The sequence below is a fragment of the Streptomyces sp. CNZ287 genome (assembly GCF_007827615.1).
Map to the genome: position 1 here is coordinate 516,082 of NZ_VISV01000003.1, position 21,222 is coordinate 537,303.

General features: G+C 73.9%; 18 protein-coding genes. 4 read left to right on the plus strand and 14 right to left on the minus strand.

Features of this window, described 5'->3' with window-relative positions:
• Positions 1–59: 59 nt before the first annotated feature.
• Positions 60–758: a TetR/AcrR family transcriptional regulator gene (locus FB457_RS09770; protein WP_047018575.1), complete on the plus strand. Its 699-nt coding sequence runs from the start codon at positions 60–62 to the stop codon at positions 756–758.
• A 104-nt stretch (positions 759–862) separates the two neighbouring features.
• On the opposite strand, the gene FB457_RS09775 is transcribed toward FB457_RS09770, so the two are convergent.
• The 14 genes from FB457_RS09775 to FB457_RS09840 all read right to left on the minus strand — a co-directional run bounded on the left by FB457_RS09775 (position 863) and on the right by FB457_RS09840 (position 18,692).
• Positions 863–1,798, minus strand: coding sequence for a phosphotriesterase family protein (locus FB457_RS09775; protein ID WP_047018574.1), 936 nt, complete (start codon positions 1,796–1,798; stop codon positions 863–865).
• Positions 1,795–2,742, minus strand: a complete 948-nt coding sequence (locus FB457_RS09780) for a shikimate dehydrogenase family protein (RefSeq protein ID WP_047018573.1) — start codon at positions 2,740–2,742, stop codon at positions 1,795–1,797. The genes FB457_RS09775 and FB457_RS09780 overlap by 4 nt, the downstream gene beginning before the upstream one ends.
• Entirely contained in the window at positions 2,739–3,506 is a 768-nt protein-coding gene (locus FB457_RS09785; protein WP_486588968.1) for a bifunctional 4-hydroxy-2-oxoglutarate aldolase/2-dehydro-3-deoxy-phosphogluconate aldolase, read from the minus strand. The genes FB457_RS09780 and FB457_RS09785 overlap by 4 nt, the downstream gene beginning before the upstream one ends.
• Positions 3,503–4,519 (minus strand): NAD(P)-dependent oxidoreductase, encoded by a 1,017-nt coding sequence (locus tag FB457_RS09790; protein WP_047018572.1) that lies wholly within the window; start codon positions 4,517–4,519, stop codon positions 3,503–3,505. Before FB457_RS09790 ends, FB457_RS09785 begins: the two co-directional genes overlap by 4 nt.
• Positions 4,516–6,006, minus strand: coding sequence for a xylulokinase (locus FB457_RS09795; protein WP_145781517.1), 1,491 nt, complete (start codon positions 6,004–6,006; stop codon positions 4,516–4,518). The genes FB457_RS09790 and FB457_RS09795 overlap by 4 nt, the downstream gene beginning before the upstream one ends.
• A complete protein-coding gene (locus tag FB457_RS09800) occupies positions 6,003–7,199 on the minus strand; it encodes an ABC transporter permease subunit (protein WP_145781518.1) in 1,197 nt (398 codons plus the stop codon). Before FB457_RS09800 ends, FB457_RS09795 begins: the two co-directional genes overlap by 4 nt.
• Positions 7,196–8,746: a sugar ABC transporter ATP-binding protein gene (locus FB457_RS09805; RefSeq protein ID WP_486588969.1), complete on the minus strand. Its 1,551-nt coding sequence runs from the start codon at positions 8,744–8,746 to the stop codon at positions 7,196–7,198. Before FB457_RS09805 ends, FB457_RS09800 begins: the two co-directional genes overlap by 4 nt.
• Before the next feature lie 51 nt (positions 8,747–8,797).
• A complete protein-coding gene (locus FB457_RS09810) occupies positions 8,798–9,826 on the minus strand; it encodes an ABC transporter substrate-binding protein (RefSeq protein ID WP_047018568.1) in 1,029 nt (342 codons plus the stop codon).
• A gap of 2 nt (positions 9,827–9,828) precedes the next feature.
• The gene (locus tag FB457_RS09815) at positions 9,829–10,443 is read right to left on the minus strand and encodes a glucose-6-phosphate isomerase family protein (RefSeq protein WP_047018567.1); all 615 of its coding nucleotides are present in this window, start codon (positions 10,441–10,443) and stop codon (positions 9,829–9,831) included.
• Between the two features lie 212 nt (positions 10,444–10,655).
• Positions 10,656–11,435, minus strand: a complete 780-nt coding sequence (locus FB457_RS09820) for a GntR family transcriptional regulator (RefSeq protein WP_047018566.1) — start codon at positions 11,433–11,435, stop codon at positions 10,656–10,658.
• A 367-nt stretch (positions 11,436–11,802) separates the two neighbouring features.
• A complete protein-coding gene (locus FB457_RS09825; RefSeq protein ID WP_145781522.1) occupies positions 11,803–12,240 on the minus strand; it encodes a TIGR02611 family protein in 438 nt (145 codons plus the stop codon).
• A gap of 126 nt (positions 12,241–12,366) precedes the next feature.
• Positions 12,367–16,377: a golvesin C-terminal-like domain-containing protein gene (locus tag FB457_RS09830; protein ID WP_486588970.1), complete on the minus strand. Its 4,011-nt coding sequence runs from the start codon at positions 16,375–16,377 to the stop codon at positions 12,367–12,369.
• A gap of 46 nt (positions 16,378–16,423) precedes the next feature.
• Complete coding sequence (locus tag FB457_RS09835; RefSeq protein WP_047018563.1) at positions 16,424–16,978, minus strand: hypothetical protein; 555 nt, start codon at positions 16,976–16,978, stop codon at positions 16,424–16,426.
• 133 nt (positions 16,979–17,111) lie between these two features.
• Positions 17,112–18,692 carry a helix-turn-helix domain-containing protein gene (locus FB457_RS09840; RefSeq protein WP_145781525.1) on the minus strand — a complete coding sequence of 527 codons (1,581 nt, stop codon included), beginning with the start codon at positions 18,690–18,692 and terminating at the stop codon, positions 17,112–17,114.
• Positions 18,693–18,861: 169 nt separating this feature from the next.
• On the opposite strand from FB457_RS09840, the gene FB457_RS36020 reads away from it, so the two are divergent.
• The 3 genes from FB457_RS36020 (at position 18,862) to FB457_RS09855 (ending at position 21,096) form a co-directional block, all read left to right on the plus strand.
• Entirely contained in the window at positions 18,862–19,209 is a 348-nt protein-coding gene (locus FB457_RS36020; protein WP_486588971.1) for a LacI family DNA-binding transcriptional regulator, read from the plus strand.
• Positions 19,121–19,504 (plus strand): hypothetical protein, encoded by a 384-nt coding sequence (locus FB457_RS09850; protein WP_486588977.1) that lies wholly within the window; start codon positions 19,121–19,123, stop codon positions 19,502–19,504. Before FB457_RS36020 ends, FB457_RS09850 begins: the two co-directional genes overlap by 89 nt.
• 596 nt (positions 19,505–20,100) lie before the next feature.
• Positions 20,101–21,096, plus strand: a complete 996-nt coding sequence (locus FB457_RS09855; protein WP_145781529.1) for a LamG-like jellyroll fold domain-containing protein — start codon at positions 20,101–20,103, stop codon at positions 21,094–21,096.
• Positions 21,097–21,222 lie beyond the last annotated feature (126 nt).

The window sequence follows — 21,222 nt, forward strand, 5'->3', positions numbered from 1 at the left end:
CGGAATCACGATAGCACGGATAACAGAATCGATAGCACCTCTCTGTTAACGTTGGAAACATGGAGACGAGGAACAATCGCGACCGCATCATCGAGGCGGCCGCCGCCCTGCTCGCCGAGGGCGGCGGGGACGCCGTGTCGACCCGTGCGGTCAGCGCGGCGGCCGGCGTCCAGGCCCCGGCCATCTACCGCATCTTCGGGGACAAGCAGGGACTGCTGGACGCCGTCGCGAGCCACGGCTTCGCGGATTACCTGCGCAGCAAGACCGCCGGACAGCCGACCGACGACCCGGTGGCGGACCTGCGCCGCGGGTGGGATCTCCACGTCGGCTTCGGCCTGGCCAACCCCGCGTTCTACACCCTGATCTACGGCGACCAGCGGCCCGGCACCGAGCCCTCGGCCGCACGGGAGGCATCCGCGGTCCTGGCCGGCATGATCAGTCGCATCGCCGCAGCGGGGCGTCTGCGGATGAGCGAGGACCGGGCCGCCTTCCTCGTCCACTCCACCGGGCGTGGCGTGACGCTCACGCTGATCTCGCAGCCCGAGAATGCGCGCGACATGTCCCTCTCTGTCCTCGCCCGGGAGTCGGTCATCGCCACCGTCACCACCGATCCCCCCCGGCGCACACAGCCGGACGGCGGCGGAGTGGTCGGCCACGCGGTCGCACTGCGCGCCGCCCTCCCGCAGACCACCTCCCTGACGGCCCCCGAACGCGCCCTGCTCACCGAGTGGCTGGACCGCATCGCCACCGCGGACTGAGCGCCGCGTCCGCCCTGCTCAGCGCGCGAACCCGTACCGGCGAGCCGTCTTCGGGCTCTGATCCCGTCTCAGGTTGCGCTCAGGCCGGTGGGGCGGGCGCCGGATCAGCCGGCCCAGTCCAGCAGCCGGGCGGGGTTGGTGACCGTCACCGCGCGCAGGAGTTCCTCGCCGCCCTCGGCCGCGACGCGCGGGAGGAAGCGGCGCGGCAGATAGTCGAGGCCCGGCATGCCGCCGTAGGCGCGGTAGCGGCTGCGGCGGGCCACGTCGCCGCCGACGACGAGCCGGTCCGGGCCCGCGCGTTCCGCGGTGGCCAGCAGGCAGGCCAGCACGGTGGAGTCGGGGTGGCTGCGGTGCCGGGCCATGCCGTCGTAGCCGAGGTACGCGCCGGCCGCGCAGAGCTCCGCGTGCAGCCCGGGGTCGGGGTTGCGGTCGGCGTGCGCCAGGACGACCCGGTGCGCCGGCACCCCGTGTCCGGCCAGCTCCGCCAGCACCTCGAACGCCGCGCTGCCGTACTCCAGATGCACCATCACCGGCGCCCCGGTGGCCCGGTGCGCGGCACCGGCCGCCGCGAGCACCCGGTGCTCGAACGGGGTGAGCGACCAGTACCCGGCGCCCGCCTTGACGATCCCGGCGCGCACGGCGGGCCCGGTCCGTACCGTCAGGTCCGCGTCCGCGTACATGCCGTCGGTGAGCTCGGTGGTGAAGAGGCCGGCCAGTCCGGCTTCGGTGAGCGCGAGCAGCGGGTGTCCCGGCGCGTAGTGCGGCTCGCGGTGGGCGCCGGTGGTGTGCACGACGTGCAGCCCGGTGGCGCGCGCGATGCGGGCGACGCCCGCCGGGTCGCGGCCCAGGCCCACCGGGGTCGCCTCGATCATCGCCGTGAAGCCGGCCGCCCGCAGGTACGCGGCCTCCTGCCCGCTGCGCGCCTCGTCGTCCAGCTCGTCGCCGGGCAGCAGCGGCGAGACCTGGAAGAGGTGCTCGTGGTAGTCGGTCCGCCCGAGCCGGTCCGCGGGCAGGTCGCCGAGGACGGTGCGGACGCTCACCGTACGGCCTCGGCGGCGGCGGACAGCCGGTCGACGGTCGCGGCGTCCAGGGTGAGGCCGAACACCTCGGCTGTCACCTGGGACCAGCCGTGGATGAAGTACCGCCAGCCGTCGACGACACCGAGGTCCCGTTCGGCGGCCTGGGCGCGGGCCGCGTGCAGGAAGGGCAGCGCGCCGCGGTAGTTCAGCTCCCACGCCACGGCCCCGCGCGGGAACCGCGCGGCGGGCGACAGCGGCGATCCCGGCCGGTCCTTGCCGAGACCGGTGGCGTTGACGACGAGGGTGCCGGGCGGGGCCGCCGCGAGCAGGTCGTCTGCGTGGCCCTCGGCGACGACGGTACGCAGCCGGGCAGGGTCCGCGCCGCCGCGCCGGAGCACGTCGGCCAGCTCGGCGAGCCGGCCGGCGGAGCGGTCGGTGCAGACGATGCGGGCGGGGGCGTCGGGGCGGCGGGCGAGGTAGTAGCTGATCGCGGTGCCGGCGCCGCCGGCGCCCAGGCACAGCAACTCGCCGCCGGTGGCGGCGAAGTGGCCGGGCGCGAGGAACTCCTCGATGGCCAGGCCCGCGGTGAGCGGGTCCTTGGCGTGGCCGATGAAGCGTCCGTCCCGCTTGGAGACGGAGGACACCTCGCCGCAGAGCCTGGCGAAGTCGTCCAGCTCGTCGAAGAGGTCGGCGGCGGCCCGGTAGACGCCTATCTTGTGCGTGGTGATCAGCGCGCCGAGGAGCAGCGGGTCGCGTCTGATCCGCTCGGCGACGGCACGGTAGCGGGCGGGTTCCGCGTCCGGCGGCAGGTCGAAGCCGACGAGCCGGGCGGTGGGCAGGCCGAGGAGGCGGGCCCACTCGGGGAAGATCCGCATGATCGACGACTCGCCGGTGCTGACGCCGACGAAGGCCATGGCCGCCGTGTCCGCGGCGGTGCCGATGCCGGCACCGGTCGGCGCGCTCAACGGACCGCCTCCGCACCCGGGTCTGCGGGCTCCGGCGCCGCGGCCGGTTCCACGGGACCGGCAGCGGCGCCGGAGCCGTCCGCTCCGGACGCCGCTTCGCGGACCTTCGCCAGCGCCGCCGCGAACGCCCGTGCCCGTACGGTGAGCGAGTCCCAGCGGCCCGCGGCGATGTGCGCCGCGGAGGCCAGCTCGCCGCCCGCGCCGACCGCCAGCGCGCCGGCGCCGAACCACTCCGCCAGGTTCGCGGCGGAGACCCCGCCGGTCGGCACCAGCGGCACGTCGGGGAACGGGCCGCGCAGCGCGCGGAGATAGCCGGGGCCGCCGAGGGAGGCGGGGAAGACCTTGACCGCGTGCACGCCGAGCGCGGTGGCGGTCATGACCTCGCCGGGGGTCAGGGCGCCGGAGAGCACGGGCAGGCCCGTGTCCAGCATGGCGGCGGCCAGTTCCGCGGTGGTGCCGGGGCTGACCAGGAACGCCGAGCCGGCGTCGGCCGCGGCGGCGGCCTGCGCGGAGGTGAGGACCGTGCCCGCGCCCACCAGCGCCTCGGGGTGCCGGGCGCGCACCTCGGCGATGACCGCGGGCGCGTCGGGCGTGGAGTAGGTGATCTCGATGCCGGTGACACCGCCCTCGATCAGCGCCGCCACGGCGGCCAGGGCGCCGTCCGGGGTGGGGGCGCGGAGGACGGCGACGACGCCGGCGCGGCGCAGGCCGGCGAGCGGGGACGGGGGCGCGGCGGGGTTCGCGGGGGACTGCTGGGTGGTCACGGTGCGCTCTCTTCGGTGGCCGGTACGGGCAGGGGTACGGGGTGCGCGGGCTCGCGTCCTGCGAGCACGTCGAGGACGGCCCGTACGGCACCCGCGCCCATCCGGTCCACCGCCTCGACGGTCTGCGCGCCGAGGTGCGGCGTGAGGACCACCCGGTCGGCGAACTCGGCCGCCAGTAGCGGGCTTTCCGCGGCGGCGCCGCCCTCGCCGGCGAGGGTGTCCGCGGCGTACGCGGCCAGCCTGCCGTCCCGCAGCGCCGCGGCGACGGCGTGCTCGTCGACGAGGTCGGCTCGTGCCGTGTTGACGACGATCAGCCCCGGCCTGGCCCCGGCGAGCCACCGCTCGTCGACCACCCGGGTGCCGCCGGGAGCGTGCAGGCTCACCGCGTCGCACCGCCCGGCCAGCTCCGCGAGCGGCGTCCGCCGGACGCCCAGCACCTCGAAGACCACCGGGTCCAGGTACGGGTCGTGCCCCAGCACCTCGGTGCCGAACCCGGCGGCGCGCCGCGCCACCCCGCGCCCGACCCGGCCGAGGCCGACGACGCCGAGCGTGAGGGTGCCCAGCTCCCGGCCGCGGCGCGGCTGCCAGGACCCGGCGCGTACCGCCCGGTCGCCGGCGGCGACGCCGCGCAGCGCGGCGAGGAGCAGCGCGATGCCCAGGTCGGCGACGGCGTCGCTGTTCGCGGCCGGGGTGTGGGTGACGGTGACGCCGCGGCGGGCGGCGGCGGCCAGGTCGACGCTGTCGACGCCGACGCCGTAGCGCGCGACGACCTTCAGCCGCGGCGCGGCGGCCAGATGCGCGTCGGTGACGGGCGCGGTGCCGGCGATCCAGGCGACGGAGCCGGCCAGCAGCGGGGCCAGCTCGGCGGGGTCGTGGACGGTGGAGCCGCGCACCACGCGCAGCCCGGCGGCGGCGAGCCGGTCCTCGACGGGCGCGGTGCCGCTGCCGAAGGACCGCGAGGTCACCAGCACCACGGGGGCCGCGCCCGCGGCGGATTCGGGTATGCCGCTCATCGCTTCTCCTTCGCGAACCACGGTTCCAGCCGCTCGTACGCCTCCAGGAACAGCGCGTGCCGCCACCGGTAGTCGGCGTGCCGTCCCGGGTCCGGGGTGAACTCGGCGGTGACATCGGACAGGTCGCGGGCGACGGCGAAGCCGTCGACGAGGCCCGCGCCGACGCCCGCGGTGACGGCCGCGCCCAGGCTGTTGGCCTCCTCGACGATGCTGCGGCGGCGGACGGTGGCGCCCCAGACGTCGGCGAGGATCTGCAGCCACAGGTCGCTGGCCGCGCCGCCGCCGATCGCGTCGACCCGGTCGACCGGGTGGCCGGCCTCGCGGAACGCGCCGACGCAGGTGGCGAGGTTGAACGCCACGCCCTCCAGCACCGCGCGGGTCAGATGGGCCTCCTGGTGGTGGCGGGTGAGGCCGAGGAACGCGCCGGCCGCGGCGGCGTTCCAGTACGGGGAGCGCTCGCCGAGCAGATGCGGCAGGAAGTACAGGCCCGCGGTGTCGGCGTCGGCCGCCGCGGCGAGCAGGTCGGGGAAGCGGTCCCCGCCCTGGCCGGGACGGAGCACCTCCGCCACCCAGTCCAGCGACGCGCCGCCCGCCTGCATGGTCGCGGTCGGCACGTAGCGTCCCGGGACGACGTGGTCGAAGGTCATGGTGCGCATCCGCGGGTCGTGCAGCGGCCGTTCCGCGGAGAGCGAGACCCAGGAGGACGAGCCGAGGTAGGTGTACGCGCCGTCGGCGGGGTCGATGACGCCGGCGCCGAGCGCGGCCAGCGGGCCGTCGCCGCCGCCGAGGACGACGGGGGTGCCGGCGGCCAGCCCGGTGGCCTCGGCGGCTTCGGGAAGCAGCGGCCCCGCGACGGTGGTCGACGGCACGATCTCGGGGAAGAGTGCCGGGTCGAGGCCGGCCGCCGCCAGCACCTCGGCGGACCAGGCGCCGGCGGGCTGGTCGTAGGCGTTGGTGCTGGAGGCGTCGGAGCGGTCGGTGGCCAGCACGCCGGTGAGCCGGTGCACGACGTAGTCCTTGGCCAGGCAGACGTGGGCCACCCGGGCGAAGGTCTCCGGCTCGTGGTCGCGTACCCACATCACCTTGGTGAGCGAGTAGGTGGGGTGGAGCTGGTGGCCGAGCAGGCGGTACGCCCGCTCGGCCACCAGCGCCGCGGTCAGCCGGCCGGCCTGCTCCTGGCTGCGGTGGTCGGCCCAGATCAGCGAGGGCCGCACGGGACGGTACGCGGAGTCGAGCAGCACCGCGCCCATCATCTGCCCGCTGAACCCGACGGCGGAGACCTCCGTGGGGCGGACGCCGGTGTGCTCCAGCAGCCGCCGGGTAGCGGCGCAGACGGCGCGCCACCACACCTCGGGGTCCTGCTCGGCGACGCCGCCCGCGCGGAAGTCGGTGCCGTAGTGCTCGGTCAGGGCGGCGACCGGGGTGCCGTCGTCGGCGTGCAGCGACGCCTTGTCGCCGGTGGTGCCGAGATCGTGCGCGATGATCATGGTGCCGCTCGTTTCGTCGGGGTCGGCTCACCGGCAGTCTCGTCGCCCGCGGTCCCCCGGTCCGGTTGCGCCGTGCCGCCCGCCGGCACCGGCTCTCCCGGCCCTCCGGGCGGCGGCGCGTCCGCCACCGGCTTGGCCTTGCCTCCGCGGCGGAGGTTGTGGACGTGCTCGGTGGCGACGGCGGCGAGGATCAGCACGCCGATGACGATCTGCAGCCAGAAGGGGTCGATGCCCAGCAGCGTGCCGCCGTTGTTGAGCATGCCGACGACCAGCGCGCCGACGAGCGCGCCGAGTGCGCTGCCCTTGGCACCGAAGAGGCTGGCGCCGCCGATCACGCAGGCGGCGATGGCCTGGAGTTCGTAGCCGTTGCCGGAGGTCGGCACGCCGTTGCCGAGGCGGGAGGCGAGGAGCACGCCGGCCGCGGCGGCGAGGGTGCCGGAGAGCACGTACGCGCTGACGAGCACGCGGCGTACGGGCACGCCCGTCAGCCGGGCGGACTCGGCGCTGGAGCCGACGGCGTAGACGTACTCGCCCCAGATCGTGCGGCGCAGCAGCAGCGCGAAGAACACCGTGATGAGCACCATCAGCCAGGTGAGATGGGAGATGCCCAGCAGGCTGCCGCCGCCGATCTCGGCGAAGCCGTCGGGCAGCGGCTGCACGGTGCGGCCGTCGCTGAGCAGCAGGGTCGCGCCGCGGGCGGCGCCCATCATGCCGAGCGTCACGATGAACGGGGGCATCTTGAGGAACGCGACCAGCAGGCCGTTGATCAGCCCGGCGGCGGCGCCGACGAGCAGCGCGAGGAGGACCGCGCCCGCGATGGGCAGTCCGCCGCCGGTGTCGTAGACCACCTTGGCGGCGACGATGCCGGACAGGCCGACGACCGAGCCGACGGACAGGTCGATGCCCGCGGTGAGGATGACGATGAGCTGGCCGACGGCGATGATCGCGAAGATGGACACCTGCCTGCCGAGGTTGTCCAGGTTGGTGCCGGTGAGGAACGACTCGGTGGACATGGTGAGCGCGAAGGCCAGCACCAGCAGCACGGGGATGCCGCCGGAGGTGCGGCCCAGCACCTGGCCCAGGCGCAGGATCTCCCCGTCGGCGGGCTGGCGGGCGGGGCGTTTGCCGAACCGGATGCCCTTGGACGTGCCGCCGCCGGCGGCGGGGGCGGTGGCTCTGGCGAGGTCGGTCATCGGTTCTCCAGGGACGGTGCGGAAGGTTCGGCGGGTCCTGGCCGGCCGGTCGCGGGGGCGCCGGCGGCGGGGGGCGCGGCCGCCGGGCCCACGGGGCTCGCCAGCCGCAGCACGGCCTCCTCGGTGGCCTCCGCGGCGGGCAGCGAGCCCACGAGACGGCGCTGGCGCACCACTTCGACGCGGTCGCACAGGCCCAGCAGTTCGGGGAGGTAGGAGGAGACGACCACGATCGCCAGGCCGTCCGCGGCCAGTTCGGCGATCACCTGGTAGATGTCGGCCTTGGAGCCGACGTCGACGCCCTTCGTGGGCTCGTCGAGGAGCAGCACCTTGGCGCCGGTGGCCCGCCAGCGGGCGACCAGCGTCTTCTGCTGGTTGCCGCCGGAGAGTGAGGAGACCGGGTCGCCCCAGTCGCCGAGCTTGATGCGCAGCCCCGCGGAGGCGGCGGTGACGTGCTCGCGCATCCGGCGGCGGCGCAGCACCCCGAAGGTGCCGGCGCGCGGCAGGCTGGCGATGGCCACGTTCTTCTCGATGCTCAGGCCCGGCAGCAGCCCGGACTCCTTGCGGTCCTCGGGCAGCAGCCCGAGCCCGGCCCGGGCGGCGGCCCGCGGGGAGGTCGCGTGGACGCGGCGTCCGTCGACCAGGACCTCGCCGCCGAGCACCGGGTCGGCGCCGAAGGCGGCGCGCAGCAGTTCGGTGCGCCCGGAGCCGAGCAGCCCGGCCAGGCCGACGACTTCGCCGCGGCGTACGGTCAGGTCCACCGGCGCGGGGAAGCCGGCGGGGCGCAGGCCCCGCAGCTCCAGCCGTACGTCCCCGGGGTCGGGGCGCTCGCCGGGGTACAGGTTCTCGATCCGGCGGCCGACCATCGACTGCACGAGGGAGTCCTCGTCGTACGCGGCCATCGGCCGGGTCTCGACCACCCGGCCGTCGCGCAGCACGGTCACCCGGTCGCCGACGGCGGACATCTCCTCCAGCCGGTGGGTGACGTACAGGACGGAGACGCCCTCGTCCCGCAGCGTGGCGATGCGGGCCAGCAGGGCGTCCGCCTCCTGCGCGGAGAGCGCGGTGGTCGGCTCGTCGAAGACCACGAGCCGCGCGTCCTGGCCGAGCACCCGGGCGATCTCGACCAACTGCCGGGTGGCGGTGGTCAGTTCCGACACCCGCGTACGGGGGTCGAGGTCGGCGAGACCGACGCGGGCCAGCATCTCCCCGGCCTGCGCGCGCTGCCGGCGGCGGTCGACCCAGCCGGCGCGCGCCGGCATCCCGAACATGCTCAGGTTGCTGGCCACGGTCAGCTCGGGCATGAGGCTCAGCTCCTGATACACCACGCCGATGCCGGCGGCGCGGGCCTCCGCGGGGGTGACGTGGGCGCGCATCTCGCGGCCCAGCACCCGGTACGTGCCGCCGTCGCGGGCCACCGCGCCGGTGAGCACCTTGATGAGGGTGGACTTCCCGGCGCCGTTCTCGCCGGCGAGGCAGTGCACCTCGCCCGGCGCGATGTCCAGGTCCACGGCGGCCAGCGCCGTCACGGCGCGATAGCTCTTACCCACGCCCCGCAGGCTGACCACGGGGCTCGACTCGGGGGTTGCCATGGCCGGCCCTCAGCCCTTGGTCTTGGGCGGGTTGAGCAGCTGCTCGTACTGGGCCTCGTCCACGGTCGACCTGTCGATGACGACGGCGCCCGGGTCGAGCCGGACCGGCGGGGTGCTGTCGCCGGCGGCCATGGCGGCCTCGACGACGCCCTGGTAGCCGAAGAAGAACGGGTTCTGGACGATGATCGCGTCGATGGACCCGTCGCGTACGCCCGCGATCTCCGCGGGGTCGGAGTCGAAGGCGACGACCGCCACGCGGTCACTGGCGTCGCGCTCGGCGACGGCCTTGGCGGCGCCGGTGCCGGAGGTGTTGTTGTCGGCGAAGACCCCGGCCAGGTCGGGCGTCGCGGTGAGGGCGTCGTTGACCTGGGAGACGGCCTTGTTGAGGTCGTTGTCGTTGACGGAGGTCTGGATGATCTCGGCGTCGGGGCACTTGGCGGCCAGGCCGCTCTTGAAGCCGTTGAAGCGGTCGACCAGGACCTGCTGCCCGGAGGTCGAGCTCTCGTGCAGGATCTTGCCGTTCTTCTGGCCCTTGTCGGTGAGCAGTTCGCACATGCGTACGCCGGCCTGCTCGCCCGCCTTGACGTTGTCGGTGCCGATGAAGCCCTCGGCCTCGGTGGTGACCGCGTTGTCGACGGTGATCACCTTGATGCCGGCGTTGCGGGCCCGGTCCACCGCGCCGTTGAGCGCGGTGGAGGAGTTCGAGGCCAGCACGATGGCGTCGGCGCCCCGGGAGATGGAGTTCTCCACCAGGCTGACCTGCTCCTCGATGTCGGTCTCCGAGGTCGGGCCGAAGAGCCCGAGGTCGATGCCGAAGTCGTCGCCGGCCTGCTTGGAGCCGGCGAGCATCGACTGCCAGAAGTCGGAGTCGGTGGCCTTGGTGATGACGTCGACCTTGGTGCCGCCGACCGCGGCGCCGCCGCCCGACGAGGAGCCGGAGTCGTCGAACGCCGCCTTTCCGGCGGCGACGCCGCCGGCCGCGAAGACGACGGCCAGCGCGGCGGCCACCCCCGAGGAGACGAAACGGATGCGCGCCATGGCTACTCCTGGTTGCTAGGGGACGTGCGGGGGGACGAAGCGGTGAAGGGGACCAGCAGCGGCGGGGCGCCGTCCGGGGCGCGCCGGACGCGGTAGCCCATGCCGTGGTCGAGGACCCAGCCGTAGTCGTGCCCGGCGTTGCCGGGGTAGACGGCCAGGAAGCGGTACGGCTCGTCGCCGGTGTTGACGCTGCGGTGCGCCCAGCCCGGCGGGATGTAGCCGATCGCGCCCGGGTACATGTCGATCCACCGCGGCCGGCCGCCGTCGAAGAGCAGCAGCCCGCCGGTGCCGGCGAGGCCGAGGTAGATCTCGCCCTGCGGGTTGGGGTGCTGGTGCCCCTTGGTCATGTGGAACTCGCCGCCGACCGTGCCGGGCCGGATCGTGGTGATCGACTGCGGCAGCTCGCCCTCCGCCTCCGGCACGGGCGAGGAGGCGACGTCGTACACGACGGGGTCGCCGTCCCGTACCGCGGCACGCCAGGCGTCGCCGTCGGCGAAGAGGCCGTCGAGATCGGACATGCGCCGGGTGAGCACCGGGCCCGACGGGCTCATGCCGCCGGCCCGCGGATCGAAGGTGATGAGACTCGGCTCGATGGGGGGCGATGCGTATGACGGCACCGTGGCCTCCTGGGGTCGTGCGGGGTGCTTCCGGAGGGCGTCAGCGTGATGATCTGGTCATTTGACATCCTGTACGGTCAGGATGTCAAGAGTCCCCGCAGCGGCCCCCACGCTCCCCGCAGACGCGTCGCGGCCGGCCCGCTCGGGTGAGCGGACCGGCCGCGTGGGTCGTGCCGGATGAGGGCGTACGGGACCCGTACGCCCCGGGCGCGTCAGTCGGTGACGATCATCAGCGGGCGGGGCGGGGCGCCCTGCCGGCGGGAGAGCTCCACCTCGAAGCGGCTGCGGTCGCCGCGGTGGAAGGCGACGAAGCTCTCCACCGGGCGGCCCTGCTCACCGACGCTGACGCTGCGCAGCACGAGCACCGGTGCGCCCCGGTTGACGCCGAGGCTGCGGGCCAGCTCGGTGGAGGCCACCGCCGCCTCCACCGAGCGCCGGCCCTGCACGAGCCGTACCCCGAACCGGCCCTCCAGCAGCGCGTACAGCGACTCCTGGGTCAGGTCCTCGTCGACCAGCCCCGGGGCGACCTCCTGCGGGACGTGGGTGATCGTGAGCACCCACGGCTCCTCCTCGACGAACCGCAGCCGCTCGATGACGATCACCGGATGCCCCGGCGGTACGTCCAGGGCACCCGCGACCTGCGCGTCCGCCGGGACGACTTCGAGCCGGCGGACCTGGCTGCGCAGGTGGCCGCCGCGGGCGGCGACGTCCTCGTACAGCCCGGTGAGGGACTGGACCAGGCCCTCGGGGGTCTTGGGGTGGGCGACGAAGGTGCCGCGGCCCTTGATCCGCTCGATGACCCCCTCGGACTCCAGCTCCGCGAGGGCCTGGCGGACGACCGTCCGGGAGACCCCGTAGCGTTCGCACAGCTCGTGGTCCCCCGGCAGCCGGTCGCCGGGCTTCAGCTCGCGGCTCTCCATCTCGCCCAGGAGAATCTGCTTGAGCTGGTGGTAGAAGGGGAGCAGCGACGAACGATCGATACTTGACTGCATGTCATGAGAGGATAACAACTCTCTCGACACGGCCGCCCGCCGGGCGCACCCCTTCCGCTGTCCTCGGTCGGCCGGCACGAACATCTTCAGAGCCGCCTTCCCCACACTGGTGGCGCAGAGGCGACGGGGGGGACGGACATGGCGGCGCGCACAGAACCGTCGCAGGCACCGCGACCGGAGCGGCGGCCGGAGCTGGACGCGATCCGGATGCTGGTCGTGATCGGGCTGGTCTTCTTCCACTCGGCGCTCAACCCTAGGGGCGTCTCGTGCCGGGCCCCGGCCCGCAAAAGCGGGCCCCGGCGCGCAGCGTCGTGGCTGCGTACCGGGGCCGGCCAGGCGCGGTGGGATGGGGGCCGCGCCCGGGGGCTCAGACCTTCCAGGGCATCTCAAAGCCGAACTCGTACAGGTAGATACCGAGCAGTACGCCGCAGATCACCAGGCCGATCGCGGTCAGGATCGCGTTCCGCCGGCGGACCTTCGGGTCCAGGGCGCGCTGCGCGGCCTCAGTGACCTTCCGCTTCGTCCAGTGCAGGATTATCTGCGCCCAGACGAACTCCGTCGCCCACACCGCCATGCCCGCGAAGATCACCAGCCAGCCGGGGCCCGGCAGCGGCAGCAGGATGATGCCGCCGATGACTATCGCCAGGCCCACTATGAAGACCCCGACCTGCCAGCTCAGGTGCAGCGCACGCGAGCGCTGGATGAAGTGCGGCGCCTTGGACCCCCAGGTGCTGTGCTCCGGGGCGTCCGGCTTCTCCGGCTCGTCCAGCTTTGCCACCGGAGCGTCGGTGTCGGTTTTATCCACTCTGTCGCCCCCCTGATCGCCACGCTCGACATTCATGAGCACACGTTACGGGGTAAGGCGCCCCCGGCCGTCCATCCGATGGACAGTCGTGCCGGGGGCGCCTCCTCCCCGGGGCGTAGGCCGTCCCTACGCTCCGGCGGCGCCGGCTCGGCCTGCCCTCTCCCGCAGCGTCTGCTCCAGGGTGTTCGCGTAAAGCCGGGCCCCGTCGATCTTCGGGTGGAAGGACTGGGCGGAGATACCTCCCTCGAACGCACCGAAGTCCCACATCGGGTCGTCGCCGGGCGTGAGGTCCGTCACGACGCCGTGGACGGCCTCCGGGTCACCGCAGATCGACTTGTCCTCGAATGCCCCCGTCGGATCGGAGAACACGGCATACGTCTCGCCCGAGGCGGCGTTCGCCTCCGTGACCGCGTCGGCCATGCTCTCGTTCATGACCCCGCCCATCTCGTTCATCCACGCGGCCTCCTCGCCGCTGATCCCGAGGTAGTTGAGGCAGCTACCGCTGTCGGAATAGAGCAGCGGATAGCCCATCAGCACGACCTCCGCGTCGGGTGCCTCGGCCCGGACCGCCCCCAGAGTCTCGACGATCGCCGCCTTGACCTGGTTGCGGATGTACGCGGGCTCCGCCTCCTCAAGTGGTGCGTCGTCACCGTCCAGGGTCTCCCGATAGCACTCGTCGAAGGCGCGGACGCACTTGTCGACGATGTCGCTGAAGCGGGCGTCGTTGCCGCCGATCGACAGCATCACCAGCGAGGTGTTCTGGTCCAGGTAGCCCTGGGCAAGCTGAGGCAGCTCCCCGTAGCCCCCTTCACCCCCCACCGGGAAGTCGTCGGTCGTGGCGCCGGAGCAGGCGGTCATGTGGTAATCGAGCGTCTCGTCCCAGTTGGCGACCCGCTCCCCCACGCTCGTCCCGTTGCCCGGCAGCGCCGCCTGGCGCGACCATGCCTCGGTGGAGCGGTGGCAGGCGTGACGCAGGTCGCCCTGGTCGCCGCCCCAGTCGGTCTCGGGGAGGTAGTCACCGCCGCCGGACGCCGAGGCACCCTCGCCGGAGGAGTACGAATCGCCCATCGCCACGACGAAGTCCGCGGGCTTCTCCGGCAGCGGCTGGAACGCGACGGCGTCCCAGGCGACGTCCTCGCTGCCGTTGCCGTCGGCGGTGTCCGTACCGAGCGACACCTTGGGCGTACCGGTGAACCGGAAGACTCCCAGGTCCACCCACCGGTTCTCCCTGGTGCGCTGCGGATGCACCCGCACCGGGCTGGTGGAGTCGGTGCCCTCGATCACGTATGCGGCCTGGCGGGTGTGCGCGCCGTGATCCGGCATGTGCACCAGCACCCTGGCCCAGCCGTCGAGCTGCCGGTTCAGTGTCCAGGTGCCGGTGGTGGCCAGACGTCTGCCGTCCGTGTCCTGCGGATCGTGGGTGTCGCGGGTGTGGCCGAACCAGAAGTGGTTGCCGTAGCCCGCGCCGATCTGATGGGTGTCGATCTTCCCCGGGTACTGCCCCTCGTCCTCGGTGAAGGTGAACTCGAACGAGCCCTGCGAGCGGAAGCCCGCGCACTGCCGTTCGGAGGAGCCGGCCGATCCGGCCTGGTCGGGCAGGTCGTCCACGATCAGCGCCCCCTGCGGCAGCCCGCTGATGCAGCGCGGCGGGTACGAGTTGAGGTCCGGCTGTTCGGGATAGTCGCCGTTGTTGAAGCGGTGCACGGGATACCCGCAGGCCGCGTTGAGGTCGCAGTCCTTCCACGCGGTGGACTTGTTGAACCAGCAGTACAGGTCCTCGCGCTCACACGCCCCGAGCCCGGGGTCGTTCTCGTCGTCCGGACCGATGAGGGCGGGGTCGCACTCGTTGGAGGCGTCGCAGAACAGGCTCTCCGGCGGCTTCACCGCGGTGCGGTCGGCGTGGGAGTTCCACCACGACCCGACGTAGCCCGCGGCGAACTCGCCCGGCTCGACCAGCGCGGAGATCGGGCGCCCCGCCCAGCCGAGCACCTTCTCCTGGTACGGCCAGTCCTGCGGGTGCGCCGCGTGCGAGTAGTCGTCCCCGCCCGAGGCGCTCTCGAGGAACGGCAGGCGGTTCGCCTTCCAGAGCGGGTTCGCCGGGTTGTTGGTCCACCCCACGCCCCACTTGCCCTTGTTCTGGTCCGCCTGCGACTCCGGGTAGAAGCCGGAGTTGTACGCCCACAGGGCGTAGAACCAGTTCTCGATCCACTGCGGCTCACCGTTGTTGACGGTCATGCCGGCGCTGCGGGTCTGGTTCCACTTCTCCGCCAGGATGTCCGCGCCCGCGGCGATGTTCGCGGTGTAGTCCAGGGCCGCGGCCTCCTGCTGCTTCTCGCTCAGCGTCGGCTGGCCGTGGCCGGGGAGCCGCATGCCGTCGGTGACCTGGGTGATGCCGTAGCCGCAGTCGGCATCGGCCCAGTTGATGCGCCAGGGGTCGACCTGGGTGCCGTCGGAGGCGTAGTTGGTGCCGTAGTAGTTCCCGATCAGCGGGTTGGCCGTCACGCCCGGCACGGCGAAGCGGGTGGCCTGCCACATGTTGGACTCCTGCGCGGTGATGCCGAGCAGGATCTGCGCGGGTATGTGCCACTCGTCGTCGCGGTCCACGGTGCCGTTCGGGTCGCCGGCCAGCACCCGCAGCGGGAACAGCTCCTGCGGGCTGTACGCCTCCATCCCGGTGTTCTTCCAGTTCGCCGGGCGGTCGATCCACTTGTCCAGGCCGTCGATCACGGCCTGGTCCACGGCCCACTCGACCTGCCGCGGACTCGGCTGGAACGCCTGCTTGCGAGGGTCGCCGCGGGGCACGGAACAGGTCCGTTCCGACTCCACCGGATCGTTCGGATCAGCGGAGGCCGCGGTCCCGCCCCGCTCCGTACCACCTGCCCCGATGAGGGCGGGTGAGGTCTCACGGCCCGACGCCACCGCACTCCGGGCCACCGGTTCAGCAGCGGGCAGGGCGCCGAGCCGTGCCGTCTTCCCGGTCCCCGGCACGGTGAGATCGACGGTGACGGCGCGTACGTCCACGGCGTCCTCGGCGGCGGACCGGAAGTCCCCGCCGTCCGCCCACCCCGTCGCCACGACCGCGTGGCCCCGGGTGCTGGGCACGGCGTCCTTGGCCAGCCCGCCGGGATTGTGCAGATGCGCGGGGGCCTTCCCGCGGGCGCCGGCCTCACCGGTGACGTACACCTCCCCGGACGCCGAGCCGATGAGGTCGAACGCGGTCAGCTCGCCGGTGGCGACGAGCCTCGGCTCCGGCCGCGTGCCGCCGCGCCCGGCCGCGGACACCGCCGAGGCGGGCACGAACCGTACCTCGCCGGCGGTGCCGCCGGTCCGCGCGTCGCGGCCGGGGCGGTCGACGTAGCCGATGCCGCCCGCGGCGTCCCGGGTGAGCCGGAACGGGGTGGCGGCCGTGTCGGCGATCTCGGCCCGCCTGCCGCGCTCGTCGATCCGCACCAGGCGGGTGCCATCGGCGGCGACGATGGTGTCGCCGTCGTACGGAATGGCGGAGGTGACCTGCCCGTCGAGCGTCAACGGCTCGGCCGTCCGGCCCGCCGCGGCGTCGACGGCGATCAGCCGGGTGGAGTTCTCCGCCATCGATTCGTCCGCGAACTGCGCGAGCACCGCGCGCTCGCCTGCCCCGCAGCCGGGCGAGAAGTAGGCGAGCGACGCCTGCACCGGCAGCTTGGTGACCTCGCCGGTCCGCAGGTGGACGACCGCGGTGAACGCGCCCCTGCTCATCAGCTCGGGGTCGTTCGTGAACGTACGCGGTGCGTACGCGACGACGGCGCGGTCGCCGGACTCGGTCACGCAGGCGTTGCCGATCCAGGCATCGGCCTCGAAACCGGGCTCGGCGAGTGTCGCCGCCGTACGCCAGCGGTAGCCGTCCGCGGCATCGGCCACCAGCACGTGGAAACCGGCGGCGTCACCGGAGGTGGTCCACGCCCGGTCCTCCGAGGAGCGGTAACCGTCCCCCAGCACGCCCGGCCGGTCGGCGGGGGCGATCCGGTCGGGGCGGCCGCCGGGACCGGCCGCCGCCGGGGACGCCGGCGGGAGCGGGCCGGCGGGAGCGGCGAGGGCGGGTAAGGCGAGCGGCAGCGAAAGGGCCGCCGCCACCACGAGGGAGGCAGCGGTGGGGAGCAAGGGTCTCCGCCCGCGCCGAACGTTCCTCATATCCGTCTCCCCGCCCTCAGTTGCAGGTGTTCGCGGTGCGAACGGCGTCGATGAGGGCCTTCTCGCTTTCCTTGGTGTTCTTCATGATCGCGACGACCTTGGAGCACTGCGGGTACTTCCAGTGCAGGCCGGTGTAGACCGGTCCCGCGTACTGGCTGAAGTCACCCTGATCCGTGCGGCATTCCGGGTCCTCGAGGGTGTACTCGCACGTCCTGAGCCGCATGTACTTCGTGCTACCGGTGTTGTTGTCGAAGAGCATGCAATAACGCCAGTTGCCCCCGGACGTCAGCTTCGAATAGCGGAACAGCGTCCCCAGCCGCCAGCCGTCGTCCGGAAGCTGCTCGGCCCCGACGAGGTTGTAGCCGTCGCCGCACAGCGTGGCCATCGTCTGCACCGCCTGCGGATCGGATGCGGCGATCCGCCGCGTCTCCTCGTCCGCCTGTGGCGCGACCAGTTCGTCCAGGGCGTCGGCGGTGGACGCCTGCGCGGACCACGCTCCCACGGGGGTGACCCCTCCGATGCTCAGCGCCAGAGCCGCACCGACAGTTGCGCCGGCCTTCACCCACTTCATGCCGCCTCCCCAGATTCCGATTCTTTGCTTTGTTCCGTTCATGACCGAAAGGACGCTAAGCGGGGCGGGGTTCGGGGGACAACGAGCACGGCGCGCAACCGGGCCGGGCGGACTGGGCACGGTGCACGGATTCTCAGGAGGTTCTCAGGAATCCTTCACGGACGACCGCCGCACGCCCTTCCGCGATGGCGAAGGCGTGGACGAGGTCGTAGCTGCCGAAACCGGTGGTGAGCAGGTCCCGGTTGAGCAGGGCCTCGGCGGTGCGCAGCCGCGCCCTGACGGTGTTGCGGCTGATGCCCAGGTCGCGGGCGGTGCGCTGGGCGTTGGCGTTGGCGGCGACCCAGGCCCGTGCGGTGGTGCGCAAGGTGTCGTCCAGCGGGTGCAGGAACGCCGCCGCCCAGGCCGCCGCGGGCCGCGCTCGGATCAGCTCGCAGACGGTGGGCGCGGTGCCGGTGCGGGCCGTGGCCGGGGGTGGAGGGTCCGCCAGGGCAAGCGCGAGGTGGAGCAGGGCCCGGGAGGTGACCTCGTCGAGGTCGAGGCCGAGCAGGCGCTCGGCGCGTCTGAAATGTGCCGCGACCGTGTTCCGGCTGACGTCGAGGAACCGGGCGGCCCCCGAGCGGGACACGGTCAGCCCGACCCGCAGGATCTGCGGGGTGAGCCTGGGCGCGCCGGCCAGGGGACGGAGGAAGGAGCGCGCCCACTCCACCGCTTCCGGCCGGGGCAGGAGCTGCGCGAGGGGTGACTCGCCGCGGTAGGACGCCACGGCGCCGGGCAGGTTCCGGGCTACGGCGAGCGCGTGTCTGGCCTGGTCGTACGCCTGTGAGGTGTCCTCCAGCGCATGGACGGCGCTGATGCCCACGGCGTAGCCGGCGCTGCCGGCCGCCAGCCTGCACAGCTCCGCGCCCCGGCCCGCGGGTGCGCGGTCGTCGTCGGAGTCTTCCGAGACGAGGCAGATGAGGTGCTCGCGTATGACCGGGCACTGCACCATGAGGTCACGGTCGTGGTAGCCCGAGGGGTCCTGGAGGACGAGGGCGAGCCGGTCCCGCTCGCCCGGCGGGCACTGCAGGAGGTAGACGCGCAGGGTACGGGCGTCCAGCAGCTCGGGGACGGCTCCGGTGGTCATCCGGCGGGCCAAGTCGGGGTCACCGGCCAGAAGCGCCTGGAGCACGGCGAAGCGTACCTGCCGCGCCTTGTGCTGGTAGTTGCGGTGCACCGCTGCGGCTTCGTTCAGGCGCAGCAGGAGCAGGGCGGAGCGGGCTGTGTCGGAGGCGAGCAGGGCGGGCTCCCGGGCGAGTGGCGCCGCGCTCGCGACGACCAGCACCGGCCGCGGAGGCCGCGGACCGGTGCCGCCGCCACCGGGGGCGGCCGGACGGGCGCGGGGGTCGGCCGGCCGGGGCTGCGGTTCGAGGGCTTCGAGACGCAGGTGGAGACCGCCGGCCTCCAGCCCGGCGACCACGCCCCGGCCCCCACCGAGCCCGGGCAGCCGAGTCGCCAGCGCGCTCAGCACCGCGCGGGGGAACCCCGCGGAGGTCGCGGCCACCGTTCCCGTACTCCAGACGAGCGCGACGTGGGCGTCGATGTGCCTGCATAACCAGTCGCAGATGCGGCGCAGGTCGGGTTCGCCGGGCCGCTCGGCCTGCCGCTGCGTCTCACGGAGCAGCTCGTCGGAGCGCGCGACACGCCAGTGCGGATCCCGGACATCTGGTGACTGCATGGCACTCCCCCTGCGTCAGGGCAGACATTCTCCCGCTGTTTCTGAGGGCATCCCCTCGGGAGAGCCTTGGGACCCGTCCCGCCGCCCGGGAGGCTTTGACGCTGGGAGGGTGACCCGGATCACGTTGGGCAAAACGGTTTGGCAAACCGATGTGCGTGAGGAGAGCGGGATGGCACCGGTCATAGCGGGTGTCGCCGCCCGTGCGGGCGTCAGCAGGACGACCGTCTCCCACGCCCTGTCCGGCAAGCGGCCCGTCAGCCCCCGCGTGCTCAAGCGGGTGCAGGAGGCGATGGCCGAGCTGGGCTACGTGCCGCGGCGCGCGGCCCAGACGCTCAAGAGCGGCGCCTCCCAGATCGCCGGGCTCATCGTGCAAGACGGTGCTGCGGGACGAGGCGACGCTGCTCGCGGAGATCGACGGCGACCCGCTGATCGCGGTACGCGAGGTGGGCGCGGGCCGGACGGCGGTCTTCACCTCCGGCATGTCGGCCCACTGGGCCCCGGCGGGACGCACTGCTGACCTGGACGTCGAAGGCGCCCCGGGCCGCGGAGCCGGCGACCCCGGGGACGGCGATGCGGTAGACGGCCCACCCGGGCCCCGAGAGCCGGGCCCGGGGGGCCGGGTGAGAGGGGCGGGGGCACGGGGACTTGGGGCTGGCGCGGGCGGTGTCCGGCCGCAACATCGGGGGCGCGACCGGCCGCCGCCCCGCCACGCGCGGCGGCCGCGCGGGGCGGGGACGGGGCACCGAGCCGATCACGCGTGGGGCCGCCGGCCGGGGCCGAACGAGGGGCAGGAGCTGCCGGGGCCGGGGTGACGGGCGGTGTCCGACCGCGATATCGGGGGTGCGGCCGGGCGGCGCACGCCGCGCGCGGCGGCTCCGTCGCCGGGCCTTCGCCGTGCGGGCCGTGCGGCCCGCCGCCGACGCGCCTGCCGCGGCCGGAGCGAAGGCACCCAGAGCGACCGCACGTTACGCGGCCCGCCGGGCCCCGGGAGGGCGGAGGCAGGGCTGCGGCCGGCCGGCCCCCGGGGGGCCAGGGCGCGTCTGCCGCGTCCGCGGCTCCGCCGCCCGGCGCCGCGCCGCGTACCTTCCTCTGGCACCGCCTCGGTGCGGGCAGGCCGCCCAGACCTCGGCCTGCTCACCGCCTCTCGGCTCTCCCAGGCTGCATCACCGGCCGACCCGCGTCGGCTTCAGCGGCTCTTGCTCCCGTGGCCGCGCCGGCTTTCCCGGCGCCGGGCTCCTCCCGGTTCCCGCGGCGGAGCCGCGACGGTGCCGGGCCCTGTCCCGGTTCCCTGCGGCGGAGCCGCGAGCGCGCTTGACGCGGTCACGTCGCGCGGATAGCGTCCGCCAAGGCGTTTTAGCAAGCGCTTACTGGGACGGTAAAGTCCTCTTCTGGCAGGGGAGATGACGCAATGCGCAAGCACAGCGGGAGCGTTGCCGCGCGGGCCGTCGCGGCGGCCGCGGCGCTGGCACTGACCGCCCTCGCGGCGGGGCCGGTGCAGGCGGTGCAGGGTGGGGACACGGCGGAGGCGGCGGAGCGTGGCGCGCCCGTCGTGTTGCCCTCGCTGGGGCCCGACCTCGTCGCGTACTACGACTTCGGCCATCCGGTCCGCGGCAACCCCGCCCTCGAACGCGACCGGGGCCGCTCCGGCACCGACATCGAACTCGTCAACGGCGGCGCCGCCATGCGCGTGCCCGACAGCGCCTTCCCGGGCGCCGGGTCCGCGCTGCAGACCGCCCAGGTCTCCCCCGCCACCGCCGGGAACGACGACTGGAAGGCCGGCGTCTACCGCCCCGGCGGCGTGCCGAGCATGCGCGCGTTCAACGGGGTGCAGTCCGCCACCGTCATGGGCTGGTTCAAGATGACCGGCGACAACCCCTCCCCCAACTCCAACACCTCCGACCCCGACGACCGTTACGGCGCCATCGGCCTCGCCGGCGTGCTCTCCGGCACCTCCGACGGCCACGGCGTACGGGCCCTGCTGGAGCTGATCGAGGTGAACGGCGAGCTGCGGCTCGTGGCGCTGGGCCGCCGGGTCGACGAGGGCTCCTCGCAGACGTTCGCCGCCGCCGAGGACTGGCGCCGGCTGCTGCCGCCCGACGAGTGGGTCTTCCTCGCCGCGACGTTCGACTACTCCGACGGCACCATGGCGCTCTTCCGCAACGGTGAGCGCCTCGACGGCTTCTCCACCAACCCCGGCGATCCCTGGCAGGTCGGAGGGCCCGGCGAGCACCGCGCCTCGCCCACCGACCCCGCGGGCATCAAGATCGGCGGGAGCTTCCCGCAGAACACCCGCGAGGCCAATCCCTGCAACTGCCGCATGGACAGCCTGATGTTCCTCGACCGCGAGCTGACCGGCAGTCAGGTACGGGCGCAGTACCGGCTGATGGTCGCGCCCCGGTCCTGAGCGAGCGCCACCCCGCCACCCCGCCACCCGGCCGTCCGGCCGCCCGGCCCACCGGTCCCCGCCCGCCCCCTTCCCGTACGCCGTCCGCCGCACCACGCGCCCGCGCACCCGCACACGCACCCCCAG

What these genes read in the sequence shown, in the direction of transcription:
- FB457_RS09770 (WP_047018575.1), top strand. Translation starts at nt 60, where the DNA reads ATGGAGACGAGGAACAATCGCGACCGCATCATCGAGGCGGCCGCCGCC.
- FB457_RS09790 (WP_047018572.1), bottom strand. Translation starts at nt 4,519, where the DNA reads ATGAGCGGCATACCCGAATCCGCCGCGGGCGCGGCCCCCGTGGTGCTG.
- FB457_RS09795 (WP_145781517.1), bottom strand. Translation starts at nt 6,006, where the DNA reads ATGATCATCGCGCACGATCTCGGCACCACCGGCGACAAGGCGTCGCTG.
- FB457_RS09800 (WP_145781518.1), bottom strand. Translation starts at nt 7,199, where the DNA reads ATGACCGACCTCGCCAGAGCCACCGCCCCCGCCGCCGGCGGCGGCACG.
- FB457_RS09810 (WP_047018568.1), bottom strand. Translation starts at nt 9,826, where the DNA reads ATGGCGCGCATCCGTTTCGTCTCCTCGGGGGTGGCCGCCGCGCTGGCC.
- FB457_RS09820 (WP_047018566.1), bottom strand. Translation starts at nt 11,435, where the DNA reads ATGCAGTCAAGTATCGATCGTTCGTCGCTGCTCCCCTTCTACCACCAG.
- FB457_RS09835 (WP_047018563.1), bottom strand. Translation starts at nt 16,978, where the DNA reads ATGAAGTGGGTGAAGGCCGGCGCAACTGTCGGTGCGGCTCTGGCGCTG.
- FB457_RS09840 (WP_145781525.1), bottom strand. Translation starts at nt 18,692, where the DNA reads ATGCAGTCACCAGATGTCCGGGATCCGCACTGGCGTGTCGCGCGCTCC.
- FB457_RS36020 (WP_486588971.1), top strand. Translation starts at nt 18,862, where the DNA reads ATGGCACCGGTCATAGCGGGTGTCGCCGCCCGTGCGGGCGTCAGCAGG.
- FB457_RS09855 (WP_145781529.1), top strand. Translation starts at nt 20,101, where the DNA reads ATGCGCAAGCACAGCGGGAGCGTTGCCGCGCGGGCCGTCGCGGCGGCC.